The sequence below is a fragment of the Xanthomonas cannabis pv. cannabis genome (assembly GCF_000802365.1).
GTDB classification, from domain to species: Bacteria; Pseudomonadota; Gammaproteobacteria; order Xanthomonadales; family Xanthomonadaceae; genus Xanthomonas; species Xanthomonas cannabis.
In genome coordinates this window covers 1-20,571 of the sequence record NZ_JSZE01000052.1, presented here as the reverse complement: position 1 = coordinate 20,571, position 20,571 = coordinate 1, and the positions used below count along the sequence as shown (strand labels likewise).

Here is a 20,571-nt window from a genome sequence, read left to right as displayed (position 1 = left end):
CAACTATTCCCCCAGGCCTCCCCTCTCCCCCCGGGAGAGGGTGCCCGAAGGGCGGGTGAGGGTACGGGCCTGCCCGCGCCATCCTCCATGGGCCAGGCCCTATCCGAGCCATCCTTAACGGGCAAGGCCTCACCCGCCCCATCCCTCACGGACAAGGCGCCATCCGAGCCATCCCCCACGGCCAAGGCCTCACCCGCGTCGTCCATCGACGGCACAGGCCAGTCCCAGCCATTCCATTCCCCAGACCGCCAGGCCCAGGCCGCCGCCCTGGCCCTGCGCCGCAGCCTGCTGCTGGTCACCGGCGGCCCCGGCACCGGCAAGACCACCACCATTGCCCGGCTGTTGCTGTTGCGCATCGCCCAGGCCCACACCGCCGGCCACCCGCCGCCGCGCATCGCCCTGGCCGCGCCCACCGGCCGCGCCGCCGAGCGCATGGCCGAAAGCCTGCGCCTGGCCGTCGCCCGCGCCATCGCCGACGGCATCCACCTCGCAGCCACTCCCGGTGCAGCCCCGCCCAGGCAAGCGCAGCAGCTACCGAACCCCGCCGCTTCCCCTCTCGTTCAAGCGACAGAGCCAGCCAACCCCGCTGTTGCCCCGCTTCGTCAAGCAACGGAGCCAGCCAACCCCGCTGTTGCCCCTCGCCGCCAAGCAACAGAGCCAGCCAACCTTTCCCCTCTCCCGCTTGCGGGAGAGGGTGCCCGAAGGGCGGGTGAGGGCCAAGCGACCCCTTGGAACTCCCTCCTCCCCACCGGCGCCAGCACCCTGCACCGCCTGCTCGGCGTCATCCCGGATTCGGCGCACTTCCGCCATAACGCCGACAACCCGCTGCCGTTTGACCTGATCGTGGTCGACGAAGCCTCCATGGTCGACCTCCCACTGATGTGCAAGCTGGTCGAAGCCGTCGCCGATGGCACCCAGCTGATCCTGCTCGGCGACGCCGACCAGCTGCCCTCGGTGGAAGCCGGCGACGTGCTCGCCGCCATCCTGCAGGCCGCCGGCCCCGGCGATGCCCTGCAGCCGGATGACGCCCAGGCGCTGCAACCGCTGCTCGGCAGCGCGCCCACTGGTGGCCCATCCGCCGGCACCGCGGCCAGTACCCGCACCGGCGGCCTGGCCGGCCACCGCGTGCACCTGTTGCGCGGCTACCGCCAGGCCGAGGACTTCGCTCTGGCCCCCCTGGCCGACGCCATCCGCGCCGGCAACGCCGACACCGCCCTGGCCCTGCTGCGCAGCGGCGAGCTGGCCGGCGTGCACTTCCACGAAGACGGCGAAGACCCGCTCAGCGACGGCCGCGACGCACTGCTCGCCCACTGGCGCGCGCTGGCCGACGCCCAAGACCCCGCCGCCGCATTGCGCGACGCAGCGCGCCTGCGCCTGCTCACCGCCGTGCGCGCCGGCCCGCAAGGCGCGCGCGGCCTCAACGCCCGCATCGAACAACTGCTGGCCGACACCGGCGCCCGCCGCCTCGGCGCCGCCTCGCCCTGGTTCCAGGGCCGCCTGCTGCTGATCACCGAAAACAGCTACCGCCACGGCCTGTTCAACGGCGACGTCGGCATCTGCCTGCGCAGCGACGCGAGTCCCTCTTCCGGGCGCAGCGACGAAGGCGCGTCGTCAGGACCAGGCCAGTCCGGCGCCCCCGCCACAGACAACCGTGCCCAAGGCCCCTTGGTCGCCTGGTTCGAAGGCGACGGCGACGGCCAGGTGCGCGGCTTCCACCCCGCCGCACTGCCCGCGCACGAAAGCGCCTTCGCCATGACCGTGCACAAGGCCCAGGGCAGCGAATTCGACGACGTCTGGCTGCAACTGCCCACCCGCGACGCCCGCGTGCTCAGCCGCGAACTGCTCTACACCGGCATCACCCGCGCCCGCCGCGCCCTGCACCTGGCCGGCAGCGAAGCGGTCATCCGCGCCGCACTCGCAAGGCACGCCGCGCGGATCTCTGGGCTGGCGTGGCGGTTGGGTGCGCAGCAGCAGCCGGCACCCGCCAAGCCAGCAACAGAACCACCCACTGTCATGCCCGTGCAGGGGTCGTTGTTCTGATTAGGGTATCGAACGAAAGTTGAGTTACAGCAAGAACAAGTCATCCGAAATTTTCGGATGACTGCTGCCGACGGAAGCTGACTGACCACCCAGCCATGACGGCTTGCGTTATAAACGGGTCGCGTTATGGTTGCTGCATGATCAAGAGCTTTGCCGACAAGGAAGCCGAAGATCTGGTTGGGTGAGCGCTCCCGCCGGTTGCCGGCCGACATCCAGTCGGTCGCGCGTCGCAAGTTGCGCATGCTCAACGCTGCCGCGCACCTCGACGATCTGCGCATTCCACCCGCCAACCGCTGGAAGCGTTGAAGGGCGAGCGGCGCGGGCAGTACAGCATCCGGATCAACGATCAGTGGCGCATCTGCTTCCGATGGATGGAGGGCGATGTCGCCGAGGTCGAAATGGTCGATTACCACTGAGCACGAGGCATCTGTCCATGACAGTCCTACCCAACATCCATCCCGGGGAAATCCTGCTTGAGGAGTTCCTCGAGCCGATGGGCATCAGCCAGAACGCACTGGCGCGGGCCACCGGCGTGCCGCCGCGCCGCATCAACGAGATCGTACTGGGCAAGCGCGGCATCACCGCCGACACCGCCGTGCGCCTGGCTGCAGCACTAGGCACGACCGAGCGGTTCTGGCTGGGCCTGCAAGCCGATTACGAGCTGGAACAAGCACATCGCGCGCTGGGCGATCTGCTAGCTCGCATCAAGCGCCTGGCGGCGTGATACGGATTTTTTCGACATAGTCATTGAATAACGTATCTGACGCGATGCCATCAACGTCTCACCCCGTGATCCTGGTTAGGGCGATGACAAACCCAGCCCTGCTGACGCACGGACTGGCCCGCATTCGAAGGCGATGAATTGACCCCAATCCTGAGAACTTCACTGCTTGGCGTAGCTTTTATAGGGGTGGCACTGGGAGCCACTTCGGTGATTTCCCATGTTGCGGAGATAGCAGAACAGCCCGCATTGCAGCAGCCACCTGCGGCACTATCGAAAGATGACGTGATCCGGATCTGGACAGCGATCGCTGATCAGCGCTATCCCGTCTATCTTTCGGCGCAGGACTCTGAAAGTCCCTCCGCACAGGTGAGGCGCAAGCCGGTGATGTTGCTCGATCGATCTACCCAGACCTGCGCAGGCGACAGCGCGCAGCAGGTATGTGGCTCGAACCTGGATCAAAAGCTACTCTCATCTGCTGCCGCCGACGCATTCGTATCAAGGCAGGCAAGGCAGACATTGTTGCTGGCAAATATGGCCCAGGTGGACGTACGGCTGCCCGACAGTGTCTATATTCGAACGGCGTCGACAGCTCAGGTCGATGCCCTGCTGGTCGATATCAACTGGTCCAATTTCTACAAGGCGTTCCCGGGAACAGCGGGATATCTGCGAATAAGCGTGCCGGTTCCTGTCGACGGTGGATCGCGTTCCCTGGTATATGCCGAACAGCGTTGCCACGGACGGTGTGGCACGGGCATGCTTTATCTTCTGACCCGCGCGGGAAATGGGTGGACGATCACCAACCGTCTTGAGCTATGGGTGACCTGAGCGGGGATGGCATCGCTGCCCAGAAAGTAGGCCCGGAGATGTCACTGCCGCAATGAAAAACGTGAATCTGCCCCATTCTGGCCCAGGAACAGGACACACCCATGGATCGACGTCGCCGCAAACGGATGCAGCGTCACTGGGCGCGAGCAGAAGCCAAGGCGCGCGCGGCGATCGACCGCCTGGATCCACACAGCTGGTTCGACCTCTGGCATACGCATGTGGACTGGAACGGTCGTGGTCGTGCCTCTGCGGAAGATCGGCACATGGTGAACGCGGTTGCAGTGCGCGTACTGGGCTACCTGGAGGCGCGTCTGGCGCAGCCTGGTGCAGCGGTGCAAGTGTGGGCAGACCTGAGCCCGGACACCATAGGCACCGCCATCTACGCGCACTCGGCCAACCCGAACGGCTCGACATTCCCTTTCAACTTTCCCGAAGCGGACTGGCAGCAACCCCCTCCTGCACACGTGGCTGCGATCCTGCCAGCCACGCATCGGGCAGGGGCCGTGTCCTGCGATGGGAGTACCCGGCATATCGTTCAACGCTGGCCTCAAAGGGTCGGCATGGAGGTTCGCGCATGAGCGCTGCCGACAAATCCCATCGTATGGCGTTGCGGTACGCAGCCGGCCTCCACCAGCCGCGTACCGCCAAAGTGGCTGCAACCGGCGCCACCTATCGTGTAGCGCACGCCTGCTTCGGGTGTCGCAGAAGTTTCAAGGTCGCCCCACGCGAGCGGGCAGCGCCCTGTCCAGGCTGCGGCGAAGCGTTGCGCATGATGGGGCGTTCGTTCAAGGCGCCTCCGGCACGCGACAAGGCGCAGTGGATCAAGGTCGAACGCCTGTATCGCGCTGGGTTTCGGTTCTTCAGTTACCGCAGTCAGCAGTGCGCCCCACTGCCCGCCAGGCGATCGGACGTCGACCGCTTCATTCGTGAGCATCCCAGCCACCCGCTACGCCTGCAGGGTGATTGAGCCTTGTGCACCCGACGTGCGGCATGATCCAACCTGGGAAACGTTACCTACCGAACTCGTGGAAGACCTTGGCCAACGCATCCGCTTGTTAAGGCACCAATCGTCTGCTCGCTGGCGCCATGGCGCAGCTGCAATAACGTTGTGGTCATCGTCGTAGCAGGGCGTGCGCATACCGCCAAGGCGGCTAGCCAACACGACAGTCCTGGCTGACCAACCGTTGGCCTGTCCAGAACGCGAGGTCAGGCGATTCACCTGACCTCGTCCGCTGGCTGGCGGCCCAGGCGGCTTACTTGCCCTTCTTTTCCTGCTTGGCCGCGCGCTTTTCTTTCAGCGTCTTGGTCGGCTCTTTTTTCTGGTTCTTCTTCTGGTCCATCCCCTTGCTCATGACACCCTCGTAGTTGCTGGATTGATCGGTCGGGCAGCGCCATGACCTGGCGTGCCTGCGCACTGTAAGGCTTGTGCGCGCTGGATGGCAGCAGATTCAGGCCGGCGGCGGACGGAGCGGCAGGGCGGTCCCTCGCAACGCAGGGCAGGGCGTGCAGCCCATCGAAGCGGCCGGCAAAACCACGCTGCCAACGACCAAAACGCCCGCATGCGACCGTCAAGGTCCGCCCGCGGGCGTTGGTGGCATCCGGTGACAGCAGCAGCGTTACTTGGCCGGCACGCGCTGGTACTGCTCGCCACCGGTGTTGAGGTGGCCGTTGCTCTCGTCGATGGCGAAGTTCACCGTCTCGCCATCGTTGGTCACCTGCAGCGCCCCATCCTTGTAGAGCGCCGGGTAGCTCTCGGTCTTGGGCTGGCGGCTGAAGAACTTCGGCGTGGTGCTGCGGACCATGAAGGTCTCGCCATTGCGCTCGATGTCCATCGTCTCTTCCTGCGTCTGCACGTTCACCCAGTGGCCGACGAACTGCTCGCCCTCCTCCTTGGCGCAACCGCTCACCAGCAGTGCCGCGGCCAGCGCGGTGCCCATCCACTTCATCATCGTGCGTTCTCCAGTTGAGGCTGCGGCGAGGATGGCGGGTAGGGAATATAGGACGCGTCAAGGCGTACTTGCACGGCATTCGAAGTCGAACGTCGTCGATGAGGTTGGAAGACTCAACCACCCCGTTCCCTGACGGCCACCGTCTCCTGCCACGTCCTGCGTCGCATCCATAGCACGTCGCGCAGGTTGTGCACGATGGCAAAGTTGTCGACAACCGCTACGCTCCCACAGGCAGGACTACATGGCCATGACCCCGCCATCAATGAACAGTTCGTGCCCCGCCATGAAACTGGACGCGTCCGAGGCAAGGAAAAGCACCGCTTCGGCAATCTCCTCTGCGTTACCGAGCCGGCCGAACGGGATCATCTGCTTGAACGCATCCTCAGCCCCTGCATTTGCTTCCAGGTAGGCCTGCATGGCCGGCGTGTGAACCATGCCGGGCGAAACCACATTCACCCGTATGCCGCGGCTCTTCAGGTCGGCCGTCCAGGTGCGCGCAAAGGAGCGGATGGCTGCCTTCGTGGCGCTGTACACGGACAGTGCGCCGATCCCCTTGCTGCCAGCCACCGAGCCCGCCAGGATCACGGCGCCGCCAGTTGCCATCAGCGGCAGCGCCTTCTGCACGGTGAAGACCGTGCCCTTGACGTTGGTCGCCAGCAGGCGCTCCAGGTGCGCGACGTCGATTTCGCCAAGCGCCGCCGACTCGGAAACGCCCGCATTGGCGAAGACGACATCCAGCCGGCCGTGCTCCTGCTGGATGCGCGCATAGAGCCTGTCCATATCCTCCGGCACGCCAACATCGCCCTGCACGCCCACTGCGCCGCCACCGATCTCCGCCACGGCAGCGTCCAGCCGGTCCTGCCGCCGTCCCGTGATGTAGACCCGCGCGCCTTCCATCGAAAACGCCTTCGCCGTCACCAGTCCGATGCCGTCGGTACCCCCGGTGATCGCGACCACCTTGCCCTCGAATCGCTTGCCCATCTCGCTTCCTTTGTAAGTGGAGGATTGCTCCACTTAGTATATGGAGGTAGCCTCCACTTACACAAGCCAGCCCGGGAATAGCCACGTTGACCGCCGACACCCCCTTGCGCGCCGATGCCCAGCGAAACCGCGAGCGCCTGCTCGCCGCAGCTGAGGAGGTGTTCCTGGAGCGCGGCGCCGAGGCGTCGATGGAAGACGTCGCAAAACGCGCCGGCGTGGGCATCGGCACGCTATATCGGCGCTTCCCCACACGCGAGTCATTGTTCGCCGCGGTCTACAGCGGGCGCTTCCTTTCGCTCGCCGCTGCCAGTCATGCCCGTGCCAGCACGCTCGATCCGCTAGCCGCGCTACGCGCGTATCTCGAGGAGCTGGCGCTACACACCAGCGTCTACCGTGGGCTCGCCGCATCGCTTGGCGAGGTGCTGCAGAGCGGCACGCCAGGGTGCGATGCCATCAGCACGGAGGGACAACGGCTGTTGCGGAGCGCGCAGAAGACCGGTGTCGTCCGGCGCGACGTCTCTTTCGACGATCTTGTCGTGGTGGCCACCGCCACCTCGCTGGCCACCGAGCAGCTCGGTTCGCCGAGAACCCGCATCGCGCACCTGATCGGGCTGTTCCTCGACGGCATCGCTACGCAAAGAACGGGTCCAGCATCACTAAAGAAGTCAGCCTGACCCTCGCTACTCTGGCCAAGGCGAGCGCAATGCGGTGATCGCTTACGCGTATATGCGCCATCCGCTGCAACTGCGGCGATGCCTGCGACCAAAATGACAAAGCCCGCAGTGCGGGCCTTGCGTTGATGCGCTTATTTGGCCGGCACGCGCTGGTATTGCTCGCCACCGGTGTTGAGGTGGCCGTTGCTCTCGTCGATGGCGAAGTTCACCGTCTCGCCATCGTTGGTCACCTGCAGCGCTCCGTCCTTATAGACCGCCGGGTAGCTTTCGGTCTTTCGATTGCTGGGCGAAGCCTTGCGACAGCATTCCGCCCTGGTGCAAAAACCACCAGCCGATGCCGTAGCGCACTACCAGATACGCAGCGATTCCCATAACGAAGCCAACCGGCCACGGCAATGCGGCCAACGCTTCGAATCCACCCTGTTTCTTTCTGCGTCCCATGCCAGAACCCCCGTTCCAGCTTCGACCATAGCCGCTGTAACAGGTTTTGTCAGCAGCGTATCTGCGCCGTTGCGAGCAACGTCCCACCAGACATCGGCCTCACGCGCTTGGAACGCAAAAAAACCAATTGCCGCTCCAACGCTTGAGGCTGCTTATGCATCCTTCGGCGCGCCTGCTTGCGTGGGCGTATCAATTCCATCGCGAAATCTCAGGACCAGAGTCACTTCGCGCCTTCTCATACCATCCGAGGTGGCGTGGTGATCGATTGTTCGCGCTGCTGCTCTTGTTGCTGGGACTGTTGCTGCCGCTGCGTCTCACCTAAGGACTGCAATTGCGCCAGAGACTGTTCAACCGGCTGTGCGATGGCGTCATTGGTCTTCATGTGCGCCATCTTGTGTGCGGGATCGTTCAACGCCCCCTCTACAACGAACAGGTTCTCACCTTGTCGCACAGACTTAGAGTTCTCGCTCAGCACGACATGATCGATTCTTGTCAGCCCATTCTCTCTAGCCAAGTACGCGCTACTTGCTGCCAGCCGTGCGCTGTTGCCGTCGTACTCCCTGCCGAGACCTTGCTCGAGGCGGCGAACGGCATCTTCGGCCTGGCGATGGAGCGGGTCCTGTGATGGAAGTAAGGAGCCATGCCTAGGCACCACGGGCGGTTGATCATGCGGCACTGGTTGCGCTGGTGCTTCCACTCCGCGCAATGGATTTGCGTTTGAATCGATGTGCAGCAATCTACGCGCCTGGCCATTTTCGTTGATGTTCAGATCTGTGGTGCCGTCATCGTTGCGCACTCGCGCAAGACTCTGCCGCTCAACACCGCTCCAAGCGCCATTCAAGAATGCGTGACCCTGACCTGTCTTGTCCCAGGTCACCAAGTCGTTACCGGCAGCATAAAAGCCGGCACCATTGAATCGCGTTGGGTCTGCCCGGTCCGTTGAAGCATTTTGATAGGTAGCGCCACGATCCAGCGCGCTCACGAATTCCTCTGCACGGTTGTAGTGCAGAAACAGGTTTTTCACCGTGTGGTACTCATGCGCCAAGTTTTGGCCCGCCTGCGGCGCGTTGAGTGTTGTCGGATCAACAAGCGGGTTGGCGACCACATTGGTCCATGCTGCTGCGAGTGGGCTACGCGAATCCGCATTGCGCAATGCGTTTACCACATCGGCACCTTCCAGCGCCTTGTCTCGCCCAGCCTCCAGATAGTCACCACGTCCAGTCGCCCTTGGATTCAGGTCATCAATGGCGGCGCTCACATCCGCGAGCGAATGGTACTGATTTGCCTCGATGTTGCGGATCATTGGCGCGGTGCGGGTTTCGTTCTGGTTGTAGGCTTTCCCAACCATCGTCGCCAACCTCACTTGGTCGTCCAGAGAGGCATTCTGATAGACGTCACTCCGCTGCAAGGGCGCAATGGCGCGATCCATCAACTTGTCGATTTGCGCCACATCGCGTTGATGTACCCAGCTGATGCCCTCGTTAGAAGAAAGGAACGTGTCTAGCTTGGATTTCACTTCAGCATCGAGAGGCCGACCGGCATCCACGCGGATAGCGCGGCCGTTACGGCCAAGATCGGCGATTGTCTGATCAACCTGCTGTTGGCTGAGAACAAGATCTTGCTGCTGCCCCTGCGCCCATTGTTGATAGGCATTCACGAGGTCCCTTGGAACGTTCTCCCCGTTAGGCATGTTCGGCTGATAGTGCTGTCCCAAGTCAGTTTGGATAGTGCCGATCGTGTAGCCACTGTTGTCGGCCGGCTCTAGTAACGGTGTGCTGAGATTGTCGCCAGCGACCTCCAATTGGTAAGCGGCATATCCGCTTTCGGATGACACGCCGACAGCAAAGTAAAGCGTGGCCCGCAGTTCCTGATCTGTCAGCCTGCTCATGAGTCACTCTCCATGTCTGTACAGGCTTCGGATGGAATCTGCTTGCCCTTGGTATCAGGGAGCAAGGCGACATCTCGCTTGTATGTATTGCCGACCTTCTGGTAGCGAACCAAGGCCCCCTTTTCAAGAACGAAGTAATCTTCTTCCCCCGAGAAGTTGGGACATGCCTCGTAGCCTGCCTCGCCATCATCGCTGCAGTAGCGAACATAGAGCTTTCCGTCACGCACATCCCCCTCTAATTTTCCGCCTCCTCCACGAGCATTGGTCCCTTCGCTCCACTCTCCCGTGACATGACTCTTTTGCTGATTGAGGTCAACGCTCAGAAAGTGGCCAGAACCGCAGGCTGTGGCGTACGCCCACTTGTTTGCAAAGTTACCGACCGTCGCGCCAGCCGGTGGCGAAGCATTCGAGCATGCCGCACTCAGCGCGACCACGGTGAGTGACATGCAACGCATGATCTTCTTGTTGAACTTTCTGTGAGTTGTCATTGAACGCTTCCTTGATCTGCGCAATCGGCGAGTCGGGCGTAGGGCACAGAAACTTTACTGTAAAGAGCAGTTCTCCGTTCGCGTACGGTCTAAATCGCAGGTAGACCGTTGGCAAAAGGCACTGCTGGAAAAGCCGACGCTTTTCCACGCGCCGAAGACCGGCTGGTGTCTATGACAATGGGCGAGTCATTTCTGCACTCCCCCTGCCCGTCATTCTTTCTCAGCCTCACGGCAGCGCGCAGCAACTGTCTGTTGCTCCACAAATGCCGCAACCGCACTCGCAAAACACTCGGGCGCCGCAAACGCGAGCAGATGCGCACCACGCTCGACGGTGCTGAAGGTCACCGGGCCTGCCGCTTGCAGCAATGCGGCATGTGCCTGCGCGCCGGCATAGGGCGTGTTGGGATCCAGCGTGCCGTGGATGATCAGCGTGCGTGGCAGCGTGGTGGGGCTGCGGCCGAACCAGGCGTCGCGTGGGTAGGTCGGCAGGCCTGCGTCGACCAGCAGGCCGGGAATGGGGCTAACGAACAACGCGTCCTTGGCTTCGGCTGCCACTGTTTCGCGGGTGAGGGTTGGGCGTGCATTGTTTTCGGATGCGGCGATCAGCATGACCAGCGGCAATGCGGGCTGGTTGTCGCCGCTTTGCCCCATTGCGGCCAGTGCGGTCTGTAGATCGGCGATGGAGGCGGTGAGTAACGTGGCATCGTCGCGGGCCAGGCCGTCGATGATGGCGGGAATGCGGTCGCGCAGGGTGGGGAAGTTGAGCAACATTCCCAGCAAGCGCTTGAGATCTTTGCCGGGGATGTGCGCACGCCATGCGGCGCTGTCGCTGCGATCGAGCACGCTGCGATAGGTGGCGATGTGTGCGTCATCCAGCAGCGCGCGCCCAACGGCGTCGACCACGGCAGTCCGGTGGCTCAAGTCCCATTGCGTGGCGGTTTCTGGCGGTACCAGGCCATCCAGCACCAGCCCATCCAACGGCACCGGCGCCACTTGCAGGGTGCGCAGCGCCAACTGCGTGCCATACGACACGCCGTACAGCAGCAGCTCGCCCGGGCGCCGTTGCTGGCGGATGAGCAAGGCCAGATCCTGCGCCGCTTCGGTGATGGAAAACGCCTGGGTACGCTGCAGGTTTGCGTACAACCCGCCAATGCACTGGCCCCATTCGGCGCCAGCCAGCCCCACGCCGTCCGCGCTTTGCGGCGCTTCCTGCTCCGGGCACAAACGGGTAGAACGCCCGGTGCCACGGTGGTCGGGAATGATCAGGTCGTAGCCCGGAAACGCGCGCTGGTAGGTCCTGATCAGGGGAGACAGCGAGGCTCCGGCTTCGCCCGGCCCGCCGGCGATCAGCCAGACCTCTCCGCGTCGCTTGGTGTGAGCCGGCACCGGCACGCGGCGCACGAACAGCTCGATGGTGCCGGCATCGGTGGCTGCATGGCGCAGCGGCACCTGGGTGACCAGGCATTCGCTGCCGCCCAAGGGTGTTTGCGGCGCGGCGTCCGCGCACGCGGTGAATGACTGTGAGGGTGTTTGGGCACCGGCGTACAGCGGCGCAAGCAATGCAGCAAGGCAGGCAGTGGCTGCGCGGAGCGTAGAGCGACGCATCGAGTTCCATCTCTCGGTAAGGAACCATAGCATCGCCTAATGCCGCATGGCACGTATCGCCCGAAGGTCACTCACCGCATCTCAAAAAGACTTCAACCACGCCACATCGCGCCGGGCGGTCTTGAGCCGGGAGAACCATGCGGTGGGAAGGTAGAGCGGAATGATCAGCACCACGTACCACGCCAGCACCCAGCCGTAATGGTCCACGCCGAACACCGTGCCCTGCGTTGGCCCCCAGATCGCTTCGGCGGCGTGGCCAGCAGCAGCTTGCGCGGCAGACCGATTAACAGGGCCAGCACGATCATGCGCACGCCGATGCACCAGATTACCTGCAGCCAGAAGGTCGGGGCTGGCCACGCCCCAGTACAGCTCGGAGAGAAACAGCACCTCCAGCGCCATCAGTACCAGGCCGCGCTTGATCAGGAACAGGCGGGTCTCTGCCAGAGTGTGCTTGGTGCCAAACAGATAGGCGGAAACACCGGTGAGCGCGACGATCACCGGCGCGCACAGGCTGGCGGCGAGGCGGGCGTAGTACAGGCCCGGCAGCGCGCTCGCCGCATCGATGGGGTCGGCCACCGGCACATGCAGAAACCAGGTTTCGCGCAGGTGGTCCAGCAGCATCAGCGCCATGACGACGCCGCGCAGCGCGTCGATGCTTTGCAGGCGGCCGGTGCCCGGCCTGGCCGCAGCCGAGGGCGGCGGCCAGGCCGTCGTGTGCGGGGGTGCAGCCCTCATTCGTCTCCCTTCACTCGCGTCATCGCCTCAGCCGACAGCACAACGCGGAGCGCCAGCATGCTGGGCTGCAAGCCACCAATGTTATAATATTCCATTTACCCCCCCCACAAACTGCGGCTGCCTGTGACCCGTTCGTCTTTGTCCTTGACCCAAGTGTTGGCTGCCTCGTTCGTCACCGTGCTGTTTCCGCCGGAGCTGCGCGCCCAGTCGTCTGATTCAGCGCTGACGCTCGGCAAGGTGGATGTGCACCACCACGCCGATGGCCAGCTGGCATCCCATCAGGTACTCACCTCGGTGGACGTGCTGGGTGCCGACCAGATCGAGGACAAGAACGTATCGCAGAGCTGGGAGCTGCTGGGCCAGATGCCCGGCATCCAGCTCACCGAGACGCGGCAGGGCAATGAATCGGGCAAGGTCAGCTTCCGCGCGTTCAACGGCGAGGGCTACATCAACGCCATCAAGACCTTGATCGACGGCATCCCCAGCAACGTCAACAGCGGCAACCAGCGCTTCATCGACATGCTGTTCCCGCTGGACATCAGCTACATCGAAGTGGTCCGCGGCACCAACGACCCGCGCTACGGGCTGCACAACATCGGCGGCAACGTCAATTTCGGCACGCGGCAGGGCGGCAACTACACCGACGCGCGCCTGTCCTATGGCAGCTTCAACACCCGCGATGCGCAGCTGGCGGTGGGGCGCGAGCACGAGGGCTTCGCGCAGAACTATTTCGTGGGGTGGCAGGCATCGGACGGCTACCGCCAGCACGACACGTCCAGCAAATACTCGCTGGGTGGCAAGTGGTATTTCGGCAATCTTGAAGAGGGCATGCGCATCGGCCTGACCACGCGCGCGTACCACAACGAGGCCGACGAACCGGGCTTTCTGACTGCCGAGCAGTTGCGTACCGCCCGCCGCGTCACGCAGCCCCACAATTTGAACGACGGCGGCGACCGCGACATGCGCCAGCTGGGTCTGCACCTGGACCTGAAGCTCAGCGATGCGGTGTTCTTCGGCACCAAGCTGTACTACAACAGCTACGAAGACGACCGCCGGGTGACCTTCAGCGACCTGCCGGTGGGCAATGCGCCACGCCAGCGCCGCATCTGGGACGAATCGCAGATCGGCATGCTCAACACGCTGACCTGGCGCGCCGACGACCAGCTGACCCTGGAAGCGGGTCTGAACTACGAGCACCAGGACAACCGCTACCAGCGCCTGCGCTTTGCTTATAGCGAGCCCACCGACTTCAACGCGCGCCCCGCGCGTGTCCAGAACGACGACCGGCATACGTTCGACAACTGGGGCGCCTATGTACAGGCCATCTACCAGCCGATCGAGGCGTTGAAGATCGTGCCGGCCTACCGCGTGGACCGCTTCGACGGCGACACGACGCTGCCGGGCGGTGTGCGCGCCCCGCTGCAGCGCTACGGCACCATCGAGCAGCCCAAGCTCAGCGTGGTGTACGCCTTCACCGAGCGCACCAATGTCTATGCGAACTGGGGCCGCACCTTCCAGGTCCTCACCGGCTCCACTCCGCCGGCCTACCTGACCCCGGGCCAGGCCGCCATCGGGCCGTCCACTAACACCGGCATGGAGCTGGGCATGAAGTTCAGCCCATTGCCGCGCAGCCAGGCGCGCCTGGCGATCTGGCAGCAGGACGCGGCCAACGAGATCTCCAACATGCCGGCCACCGGCACCAACGTGGTGCTGGGAAAGACCCGGCGCCGCGGCGTGGATGCGCAGATCAACGCCCAGCTGGGCGAGGCGTGGACGGTGTGGGCATCGCATGCTTACCAGGAGGCCAAGATTGCGCGCGATGGACGCGATGCCAGCGTCTCCATCCAGGGCAACGAAGTGATGGCCACGCCGCGCCACATCAGCAATATCGGCGTGGACTACCAGGCGAGCGATGCGCTCAAGCTTGGGCTGCAGGGCCGTGCGCAGAGCGATTACTACCTGGAAGAGCGCAATGTGGCCGGCAAGTTCGGCAGCATGGCCACGCTCGATCTCACCGCGCGCTATCAGGTCAACCCGGCGTGGAGCGTGGACCTGCAGCTACGCAACGTTACCGGGTGCCTGTACGACTACGCCTGGTACGACAGTTTCTTCCAGGCACAGGCGCAGCCCATGTTCTCGCCATCGGCTGGGCGGCAGCTGTTTATTGGCGTGAATATGAAGCTGTGAGGCTGAATTGCTGCGGCTGGTGCTGATGCTGTGGCAAGCGGGAGCAGACGTGCGTAAAGATGCCTGCGCACGTGCAGGGCGCAGGCATGCTCGAGCCGACTTAGCCTTGTCACAAGCAGCTTGTGAGTGCACTGCACCCAACCGCTAGTAATGGGACATAGTGTGGGTGGTTCGAGGCACCGCACCCAACCTTGCGACGATGCGCGCGAGCGTGCGTCCTTTCCAGTATCACAGCTTCCACCGCCCTTCTTGAGGCGCATCACGGCGGCCGGCAATGCCTGCTGCCTTGAAGTACCCGTCACTGCTTCCGCATCCGGTGGTTGCACCGCGCATCGCAGTCCCTTGCTAGCCGGCCACGTCGCAATAGCGCCCGGCAGGGTGTGCTGCGTAACGCTTGCCGGCAATCCTCCTCACAGCGCTGCTGGCGACGCCTCGCGGAGAGCACCGGCACGGCACGGTACGATTGCCGCTTCTGAGCCCGAGTGCATCTGCGTCGTTGCCATGTCTGCTGCCCGCCCGATCCGCGATGGCATTCCTGCCAGCCGCTTCCAGCTTCCGGCCGGTCCCTGGGGCACCGTGCTGGAGGCGCTGTGCGCGAGTTTCCCGGGCGTGGACGCCGCCGCGTGGCGCGCCCGTTTTGCGCGTGGCCGTGTGCTGGATGCACAGCAGCAGGTAATGGATGTCGATGCGCCCTACCGGCTGGGCGCAGAACTGTATTACTTCCGCGAAGTGGTCGAGGAGCCGATCATTGCAGCAACAGAAACGGTGGTGCATGCCGATGCGCAGGTGATCGTGGCCTGCAAGCCGCATTTCCTTCCGGTGGTTCCCGCAGGCGCCTACGTGCGCGAGACCTTGCTCACCCGGCTGGCACTACGCTTGGACAACCCGTCGTTGGTGCCGCTGCACCGCATCGACCGCGACACCGCCGGGCTGGTGCTGTTTTCGGCCAACCCGGCCACGCGCGGGGTCTACCAGGCGCTGTTTCGTGAGCGGCGTATCCGCAAGCACTATCTGGCAGTGGCAGCGCCGCTGCCAGGGCTGACGTTTCCGTATGTGCATCGCAGCCGGCTGGAGCCGGGCGAGCCGTTTTTCCGCATGCGCGAGGGCGTGGGCGAGCCGAATAGCGAAACGGTGATCGATGTCGTCGCGCGCGGTGCAGACATGTGGACCTATCGGCTGGAGCCGGTCACCGGGCGCAAGCATCAGCTGCGTGTGCATATGGCCGCACTGGGCGCGCCGATCCTGCATGATCGCTTTTATCCCGAGCTGGAAGACCAGCGGCCCGATGATCCTGAGCGGCCGCTGCAGCTGTTCGCGCATACGTTGGCGTTTGACGATCCGATGACCGGTGAGCCGAGATATTTCACTGCAACCGTTGAACCAATACAGTCAACTTGAAACGATGGCACCACGACGGCTTGCATCGTTGAAACCCTTACGCATTATCTGATTTTCAGATATTCGAAATAATGCGCTAGCGTGAGCTCACGGACATCCCGTCCGCACACGTTGAGCGCGATTGCCATGACGACATTGATAAATCGCAAGACTGCCAGCCCGCCAGGTGTCGTGCTGGCGAACAACCGGCTGTCGCAGCAAGAACACTTCACCTTCGGTGTCACCGTCGAGCAGATCGACCGGTTCCACACGCTGCTGCGCACGATCACCGCGCAAAGCGACATGGTGGCGGTGTGCAGCGGCCAGGCGCTGGATAACGGCAGCGTGTCGATCCTGGGCGAGAGCATCTTCAATGTCGCGCGTGCGCTGCGCGGCATCGTGGACGAAATCGATGCACAACCGCTGTGCGGCGAACACCAGCGCCTGCGGTAGGCAAGGTGGCGATGGGCCGGCTGCCGCCGCGTGTGGTTGCCATGCAGCCACGTCCATGAGCACACGGAGGACGGGCTGGAGCTTGATCCAAGGCCATGCGGCGTATTGACAGCAGAGAATGATCGTTCTACTTTGTCGAGAACGATCATTCTGAGCCCGCATGAAGCCCTCGCTGCCCGAACCTGAACCCCACGCCGCGCTGCTCGATGCTACCGAGCGCCTGATCTATGCCGGTGGCATTCACGCCACCGGCATGGAGGCGATCGTCAAGGCGTCCGGGGTGGCACGCAAGACGCTCTATCGCCTGTATCCCACCAAGGACGCGTTGGTGGAAGCGGCCTTGTTGCGCCGGGACGAACGCTGGATGGCCTGGTTCGTAGCCGCCACCTCACACAGCGACGATCCTGTCGCGCGCTTGCTGGCGTGCTTCGACGCGCTGCAGAGCTGGTTTGCCGATAACCGCTTCCATGGCTGCGCGTTTCTCAATGCGGCAGGTGAAATCGGCGACCCCAATCATGTGATCCGCAGGGCGGCACGCTTGCACAAGCAGCGCTTGCACACGTATTTGCACGACCTGGTGGCGGCCACCGGCCGGCCAGAGCCGGATGCGCTGGCGCAGCAACTATTGGTATTGATCGACGGCGCGATTGCCGTCGCGCTGGTCTTTGGCGGTACGGAGTCTGCAACCACCGCCCAACAGGCTGCCCGCAGGTTGCTTGGGTAGCGTCCTTTCCTGTTCTGCCTTCTGTGAGGAGTGTTGCCATGTCATCGCCTGCATCGTCCCGCCCACCGCTGCCGCCATTCACCCACGACAGCGCCTTGCTGAAAGTGCGCCTGGCCGAAGACGGCTGGAACAGCCGCGACGCGGCCAAGGTGGCCCAGGCCTATAGCGTGGACACGCGTTGGCGTAACCGCGCCGAGTTCGTCACCGGCCGCGATCAGGCGCAGGCCTTCCTCGAACGCAAATGGGCCAGGGAACTGGAGTACCGGCTCATCAAGGAGCTGTGGGCGTTCAACGAGAACCGCATCGCGGTGCGCTATGCCTACGAATGGCGCGACGACTCCGGCAACTGGTTCCGCTCTTACGGCAACGAGAACTGGGAATACGATGCCGACGGCCTGATGCGCGCGCGTCACTCATCCATCAACGACCTGCCCATCCAGGAATCGGAGCGCAAGTTCCACTGGCCACTCGGGCGCCGGCCCGATGCACATCCTGGCCTGTCCGATTTGGGTCTCTAGGCACGCTGGCGACCAGCGGTGGCATGAGCGCGGGAACGATTCCACCGCGCGCGCTCATGGACTCAGCGCACCTTGTACAATACCGCCGCGCCGGGGCGCGGTTCGAACATCGGCACGGTCTGCTGCTTGAGCGCAGTTCCCTTGGCGTCCCACACCAGCCTTTCGACGGGGTAGTCGTCCTTGCGGGTCATCGCGCCGATCTGTTGCACGATCACGGTCTTGGCGGCCGGCACGTCCGGGTTCCAGGCGAACACGCCCAGGCGGCCGTAGAACACGGCCGGGGTGGCGGCGTTCAGGCGGCGGTCCGGGCACATGACCAGGCCGCGTTCCAGCATCACCCGCAGCGCGCCCACGGGCATGGCCTTGACGGTGGGGCTGGTGCGCTCGGTGCTGTGGCCGGGGCAGACATTGGCCGAGCGGGTGATCATGTCTTCGGCCACCTGTCGGTCGGATTGAGCCAGCGCCGGCAACGCGGCGGTGGACAGGGCAAGCATGGCAACGGCGGACGTCCAGTTCATCGGGTCACTCCTCATGAGGTGGCATTCCTGATGCGGCAGGCCGGGCGAACCGGGCCGCTGCCGGGCAATGCGCCCGGATGCTAGCACCCCACCCGTGAGGTGCCGCCGATGCCAATGCCGGCTGACTGGCAACGCGCGTGTCGGGAGACTCCCGATTGAGCGCCGCTGCCTGCACCGCTAGCGTGCGCGCACGATACAACCGGATTGCCCCGTGGACCGCGCCGACCTCATTGCCTCACTGCTCACCGGCATGCGCCGCGCCGAAGCGCTGCGCGCGCAGCCGTCCGGCTATAGCACCGCACATAGCGCGCAGATGGCGGTCGACCACGGCAAGGCCGCCGATGCCGAGTTGGTGCTGTCGCTGTTCAAGTTCAGCCCGGAGCACCTGAAGCTGCTGGGCAGCACCGGCATCGAAGCGCTGGGCGAGATCGTCTGCCATGCGTGGGCGTTGCATGGCGGCAACAACGAGGCGTTGATCCGCTGGTTCCGCGAGCCGATGAACGCGCTGGATGGGCAGACCCCGGCGGCCTTGGTGCGCGCCGGCCACATCAAGGTGCTGCTGCTGGTGTTGCGCCAGCAGATGGAGTGGGAGCTGCCCAAGCGCTCGGCGTGAGGTGCGCCGCAGCGCGACGCAGGGGGCGTGAGCGGGTGGTGTGCCGCGCACCGCTGCCAGCACGCTTACCTCGCGCATCGCGTGTCGGTCACAGACATGGCCAGCCCGTCGGCCGGGCCAGCCAGGCCGCTACGCGCTTACTGCTTCGGTCGCGCCACCGCGTACATCTCCCAGGCGATCTTCTTCATCAGGGCGTTGCTGTCGTCGCCCTCCTTGTATAGGTCGAAGTGGGTGCGGCCCTCCAGGTAGCGGAAGTCGCTCTTGGCGCCCAGCCCGTCCAGCACCGCCTGGAACTTGCGCGCCGCGCCATCCAGGTAGAACGTGTCGGCGGTACCGACGATCAGGTGGATCTTGCCGTCCAGATCCGGCTTGAGCGTGGGCCACTGCGCAGCCACCCGTGCGGCGATGTCGTAATGGTCGCGCCAGTACGCCACCACCGTGGGATCGACCTTGCCGGTGGTGCGGTCGAACATCGGCACCGGGCGACCGTCTGCGCCACGTGGGGAAAACACCCAGTCGAACGAGGTGAACTGGCCGCCGTACTGGCCCAGCACTGCTTCGAGCTTGGCGAAGGTTTCCAGATCGGCCACCACCTTGCCCTGGTCGCGGATCAGCGGGAACTGGCTGCCGTCTGCGCGCCGGTAGACATTGGCGTTGGGCGCGTATAGATCCGGCCCGGTGAAGTCGTGGAAATCGCTGGAATCGGGCGAGGTGGACCAGGTGCCGCCGAACAGCTTGGGGTAGCGCGTCTGCAGCCACAGCGTGGCCCAGCCGCCGGACGAATGCCCGTTCAAGAACCGGCCCTTGGCCTTGCCGTCCATCTTGTACTGGCGTTCCAGCGCAGGAATCAGCTCTTCTGTCAGTGCGGTGCCCCAGGGGCCGTTGTTGACCGAGTCGGCGAACTCGTGGGTGCCGGTGGGCGTGGACTGGTCCAGGAACACCCAGATCATCGGCGGCATCTGCTTGGCGGCCATCGCGGCCCAGGTGGACGCGATGCTGCCGGCAAAGCGGTTGTAGTTGCCGCCGAAGCCATGGGTGACATACACGGTGGGATAGCGCGTGGCGGCTTTGGCGTCGTAGCCGGGCGGTGTGAGCACGCGCGCGCGCAGGGAAACCGGCCGGCCCCAGAACGCGCTCAGCGACGGGCTCACCAGCGAGGCGTCCGCGCTATGCAGCTTGGCCTCGGGCACGGCATCGCGCACGGCCTGCGGCGCACGCGGCGAGAGCTGCCACGGGTCGTCCGAGGCCGGCACCTGCGTGCTCAGCGTCAGCGCGGGCAGCGCGGCATGCTTGCCGCCCAGGGTGACCGGCGTGACGGCGCTCAGCAGGTCGCTGCCATCGCGGCCCATGTAGCCGTAGCTGTGGTTGGGATCCAGCACGGCCTGAAACAGATACTCGCCAGCCGGCAGTGCGGAAAACCCGCTGGGAAAGGCGATGTTGTCCAGATCGATCTGCACGCTGCCACCCGGCGCAAGGCCGGTCACCTCCTGCGCGGCCACTGCGGTGGCACTGGGGCGGAACGGGTTGGTATCCACCGCTTCCACCTTGCCGGCCTTGCCGTCCTTGCTGGACTGCTGGGCCTGGGCATCCTTGGCCAGCGTGGCGAACACCAGCAGCCGGCCGGAAGTGGGCTGGTCGGCGGCACCGCCCAGGGTGACACGCAGCAAGCGATGGGCCGGCGCAGGCGCGGCGGCATGCGCGGTGCTGGCGCACAGCAGGCCAACGGCCAGGCCCACACGCGGAGCAAGACGATGTAGGGACATGCAGATCCTTTGAAACCCAGGTGGATGGAGTGGGCGCGCACGGCCCTGAGCAGACTGTAGCCAGTTCC

Annotated in this window: 19 protein-coding genes and 3 pseudogenes; 13 read left to right on the top strand and 9 right to left on the bottom strand. The window is 64.4% G+C overall.

Translation table 11 applies throughout. From position 1 onward, the window contains the following. The 6 genes and pseudogenes from recD to OZ10_RS22170 form a co-directional block, all read left to right on the top strand. On the top strand, positions 1 to 2,040 hold a 2,040-nt coding region (gene recD / locus OZ10_RS10785; protein WP_039564801.1), incomplete at its 5' end, for an exodeoxyribonuclease V subunit alpha. Positions 2,041 to 2,177: 137 nt separating this feature from the next. Beyond that, positions 2,178 to 2,456, top strand: a pseudogene (locus OZ10_RS23145) (type II toxin-antitoxin system RelE/ParE family toxin). A 17-nt stretch (positions 2,457 to 2,473) separates the two neighbouring features. Continuing rightward, on the top strand, positions 2,474 to 2,764 hold the full coding sequence (locus OZ10_RS10780) for a HigA family addiction module antitoxin (RefSeq protein WP_039415257.1): 291 nt from the start codon (positions 2,474 to 2,476) through the stop codon (positions 2,762 to 2,764). A gap of 207 nt (positions 2,765 to 2,971) precedes the next feature. Next, positions 2,972 to 3,589: a hypothetical protein gene (locus OZ10_RS22175; protein WP_139051312.1), complete on the top strand. Its 618-nt coding sequence runs from the start codon at positions 2,972 to 2,974 to the stop codon at positions 3,587 to 3,589. Between the two features lie 101 nt (positions 3,590 to 3,690). After that, positions 3,691 to 4,167: a hypothetical protein gene (locus OZ10_RS21250; protein WP_236726974.1), complete on the top strand. Its 477-nt coding sequence runs from the start codon at positions 3,691 to 3,693 to the stop codon at positions 4,165 to 4,167. Beyond that, on the top strand, positions 4,164 to 4,556 hold the full coding sequence (locus tag OZ10_RS22170) for a hypothetical protein (RefSeq protein WP_139051311.1): 393 nt from the start codon (positions 4,164 to 4,166) through the stop codon (positions 4,554 to 4,556). The genes OZ10_RS21250 and OZ10_RS22170 overlap by 4 nt, the downstream gene beginning before the upstream one ends. 649 nt (positions 4,557 to 5,205) lie before the next feature. Here the strand turns inward: OZ10_RS22170 and OZ10_RS10770 are convergent. Together OZ10_RS10770 and OZ10_RS10765 are read right to left on the bottom strand one after the other, a co-directional pair. Then, the gene (locus OZ10_RS10770; protein ID WP_039415247.1) at positions 5,206 to 5,538 is read right to left on the bottom strand and encodes a lipoprotein; all 333 of its coding nucleotides are present in this window, start codon (positions 5,536 to 5,538) and stop codon (positions 5,206 to 5,208) included. A 237-nt stretch (positions 5,539 to 5,775) separates the two neighbouring features. Beyond that, a complete protein-coding gene (locus tag OZ10_RS10765; RefSeq protein WP_039564795.1) occupies positions 5,776 to 6,519 on the bottom strand; it encodes an SDR family oxidoreductase in 744 nt (247 codons plus the stop codon). 86 nt (positions 6,520 to 6,605) lie between these two features. Between OZ10_RS10765 and OZ10_RS10760 the strand changes: the two genes are divergently transcribed. Then, positions 6,606 to 7,193 (top strand): TetR/AcrR family transcriptional regulator, encoded by a 588-nt coding sequence (locus OZ10_RS10760; protein ID WP_039564794.1) that lies wholly within the window; start codon positions 6,606 to 6,608, stop codon positions 7,191 to 7,193. Between the two features lie 258 nt (positions 7,194 to 7,451). Here the strand turns inward: OZ10_RS10760 and OZ10_RS21240 are convergent. The 5 genes and pseudogenes from OZ10_RS21240 to OZ10_RS10740 all read right to left on the bottom strand — a co-directional run. Next, positions 7,452 to 7,634, bottom strand: a pseudogene (locus OZ10_RS21240) (restriction endonuclease); the annotation flags it as partial. Between the two features lie 235 nt (positions 7,635 to 7,869). Further along, positions 7,870 to 8,262, bottom strand: a pseudogene (locus tag OZ10_RS23055) (XVIPCD domain-containing protein); the annotation flags it as partial. Between the two features lie 1,256 nt (positions 8,263 to 9,518). After that, a complete protein-coding gene (locus OZ10_RS21230; RefSeq protein ID WP_081419447.1) occupies positions 9,519 to 10,010 on the bottom strand; it encodes a hypothetical protein in 492 nt (163 codons plus the stop codon). A gap of 210 nt (positions 10,011 to 10,220) precedes the next feature. Then, positions 10,221 to 11,489 (bottom strand): alpha/beta fold hydrolase, encoded by a 1,269-nt coding sequence (locus OZ10_RS10745; RefSeq protein ID WP_236726849.1) that lies wholly within the window; start codon positions 11,487 to 11,489, stop codon positions 10,221 to 10,223. Between the two features lie 207 nt (positions 11,490 to 11,696). After that, the gene (locus tag OZ10_RS10740; protein ID WP_052210018.1) at positions 11,697 to 12,350 is read right to left on the bottom strand and encodes an acetyltransferase domain-containing protein; all 654 of its coding nucleotides are present in this window, start codon (positions 12,348 to 12,350) and stop codon (positions 11,697 to 11,699) included. 144 nt (positions 12,351 to 12,494) lie between these two features. Between OZ10_RS10740 and OZ10_RS10735 the strand changes: the two genes are divergently transcribed. The 5 genes from OZ10_RS10735 to OZ10_RS10715 all read left to right on the top strand — a co-directional run bounded on the left by OZ10_RS10735 (position 12,495) and on the right by OZ10_RS10715 (position 17,609). Beyond that, the gene (locus OZ10_RS10735; protein WP_052210017.1) at positions 12,495 to 14,537 is read left to right on the top strand and encodes a TonB-dependent receptor; all 2,043 of its coding nucleotides are present in this window, start codon (positions 12,495 to 12,497) and stop codon (positions 14,535 to 14,537) included. A gap of 501 nt (positions 14,538 to 15,038) precedes the next feature. Further along, positions 15,039 to 15,935 (top strand): pseudouridine synthase, encoded by an 897-nt coding sequence (locus OZ10_RS10730; protein WP_039564793.1) that lies wholly within the window; start codon positions 15,039 to 15,041, stop codon positions 15,933 to 15,935. A 126-nt stretch (positions 15,936 to 16,061) separates the two neighbouring features. Further along, complete coding sequence (locus OZ10_RS10725) at positions 16,062 to 16,367, top strand: hypothetical protein (protein WP_162183132.1); 306 nt, start codon at positions 16,062 to 16,064, stop codon at positions 16,365 to 16,367. A gap of 160 nt (positions 16,368 to 16,527) precedes the next feature. Continuing rightward, positions 16,528 to 17,091 carry a TetR/AcrR family transcriptional regulator gene (locus OZ10_RS10720; RefSeq protein WP_039564792.1) on the top strand — a complete coding sequence of 188 codons (564 nt, stop codon included), beginning with the start codon at positions 16,528 to 16,530 and terminating at the stop codon, positions 17,089 to 17,091. Between the two features lie 38 nt (positions 17,092 to 17,129). Then, positions 17,130 to 17,609: a nuclear transport factor 2 family protein gene (locus OZ10_RS10715; RefSeq protein ID WP_039564791.1), complete on the top strand. Its 480-nt coding sequence runs from the start codon at positions 17,130 to 17,132 to the stop codon at positions 17,607 to 17,609. Between the two features lie 62 nt (positions 17,610 to 17,671). On the opposite strand, the gene OZ10_RS10710 is transcribed toward OZ10_RS10715, so the two are convergent. Further along, positions 17,672 to 18,103 carry a hypothetical protein gene (locus OZ10_RS10710; RefSeq protein WP_139051313.1) on the bottom strand — a complete coding sequence of 144 codons (432 nt, stop codon included), beginning with the start codon at positions 18,101 to 18,103 and terminating at the stop codon, positions 17,672 to 17,674. Between the two features lie 235 nt (positions 18,104 to 18,338). Between OZ10_RS10710 and OZ10_RS10705 the strand changes: the two genes are divergently transcribed. Beyond that, entirely contained in the window at positions 18,339 to 18,740 is a 402-nt protein-coding gene (locus OZ10_RS10705; protein ID WP_039413742.1) for an antitoxin Xre/MbcA/ParS toxin-binding domain-containing protein, read from the top strand. Between the two features lie 137 nt (positions 18,741 to 18,877). On the opposite strand, the gene OZ10_RS10700 is transcribed toward OZ10_RS10705, so the two are convergent. Further along, entirely contained in the window at positions 18,878 to 20,503 is a 1,626-nt protein-coding gene (locus OZ10_RS10700) for an alpha/beta hydrolase (RefSeq protein ID WP_039564788.1), read from the bottom strand. Between the last annotated feature and the right edge of the window lie 68 nt (positions 20,504 to 20,571).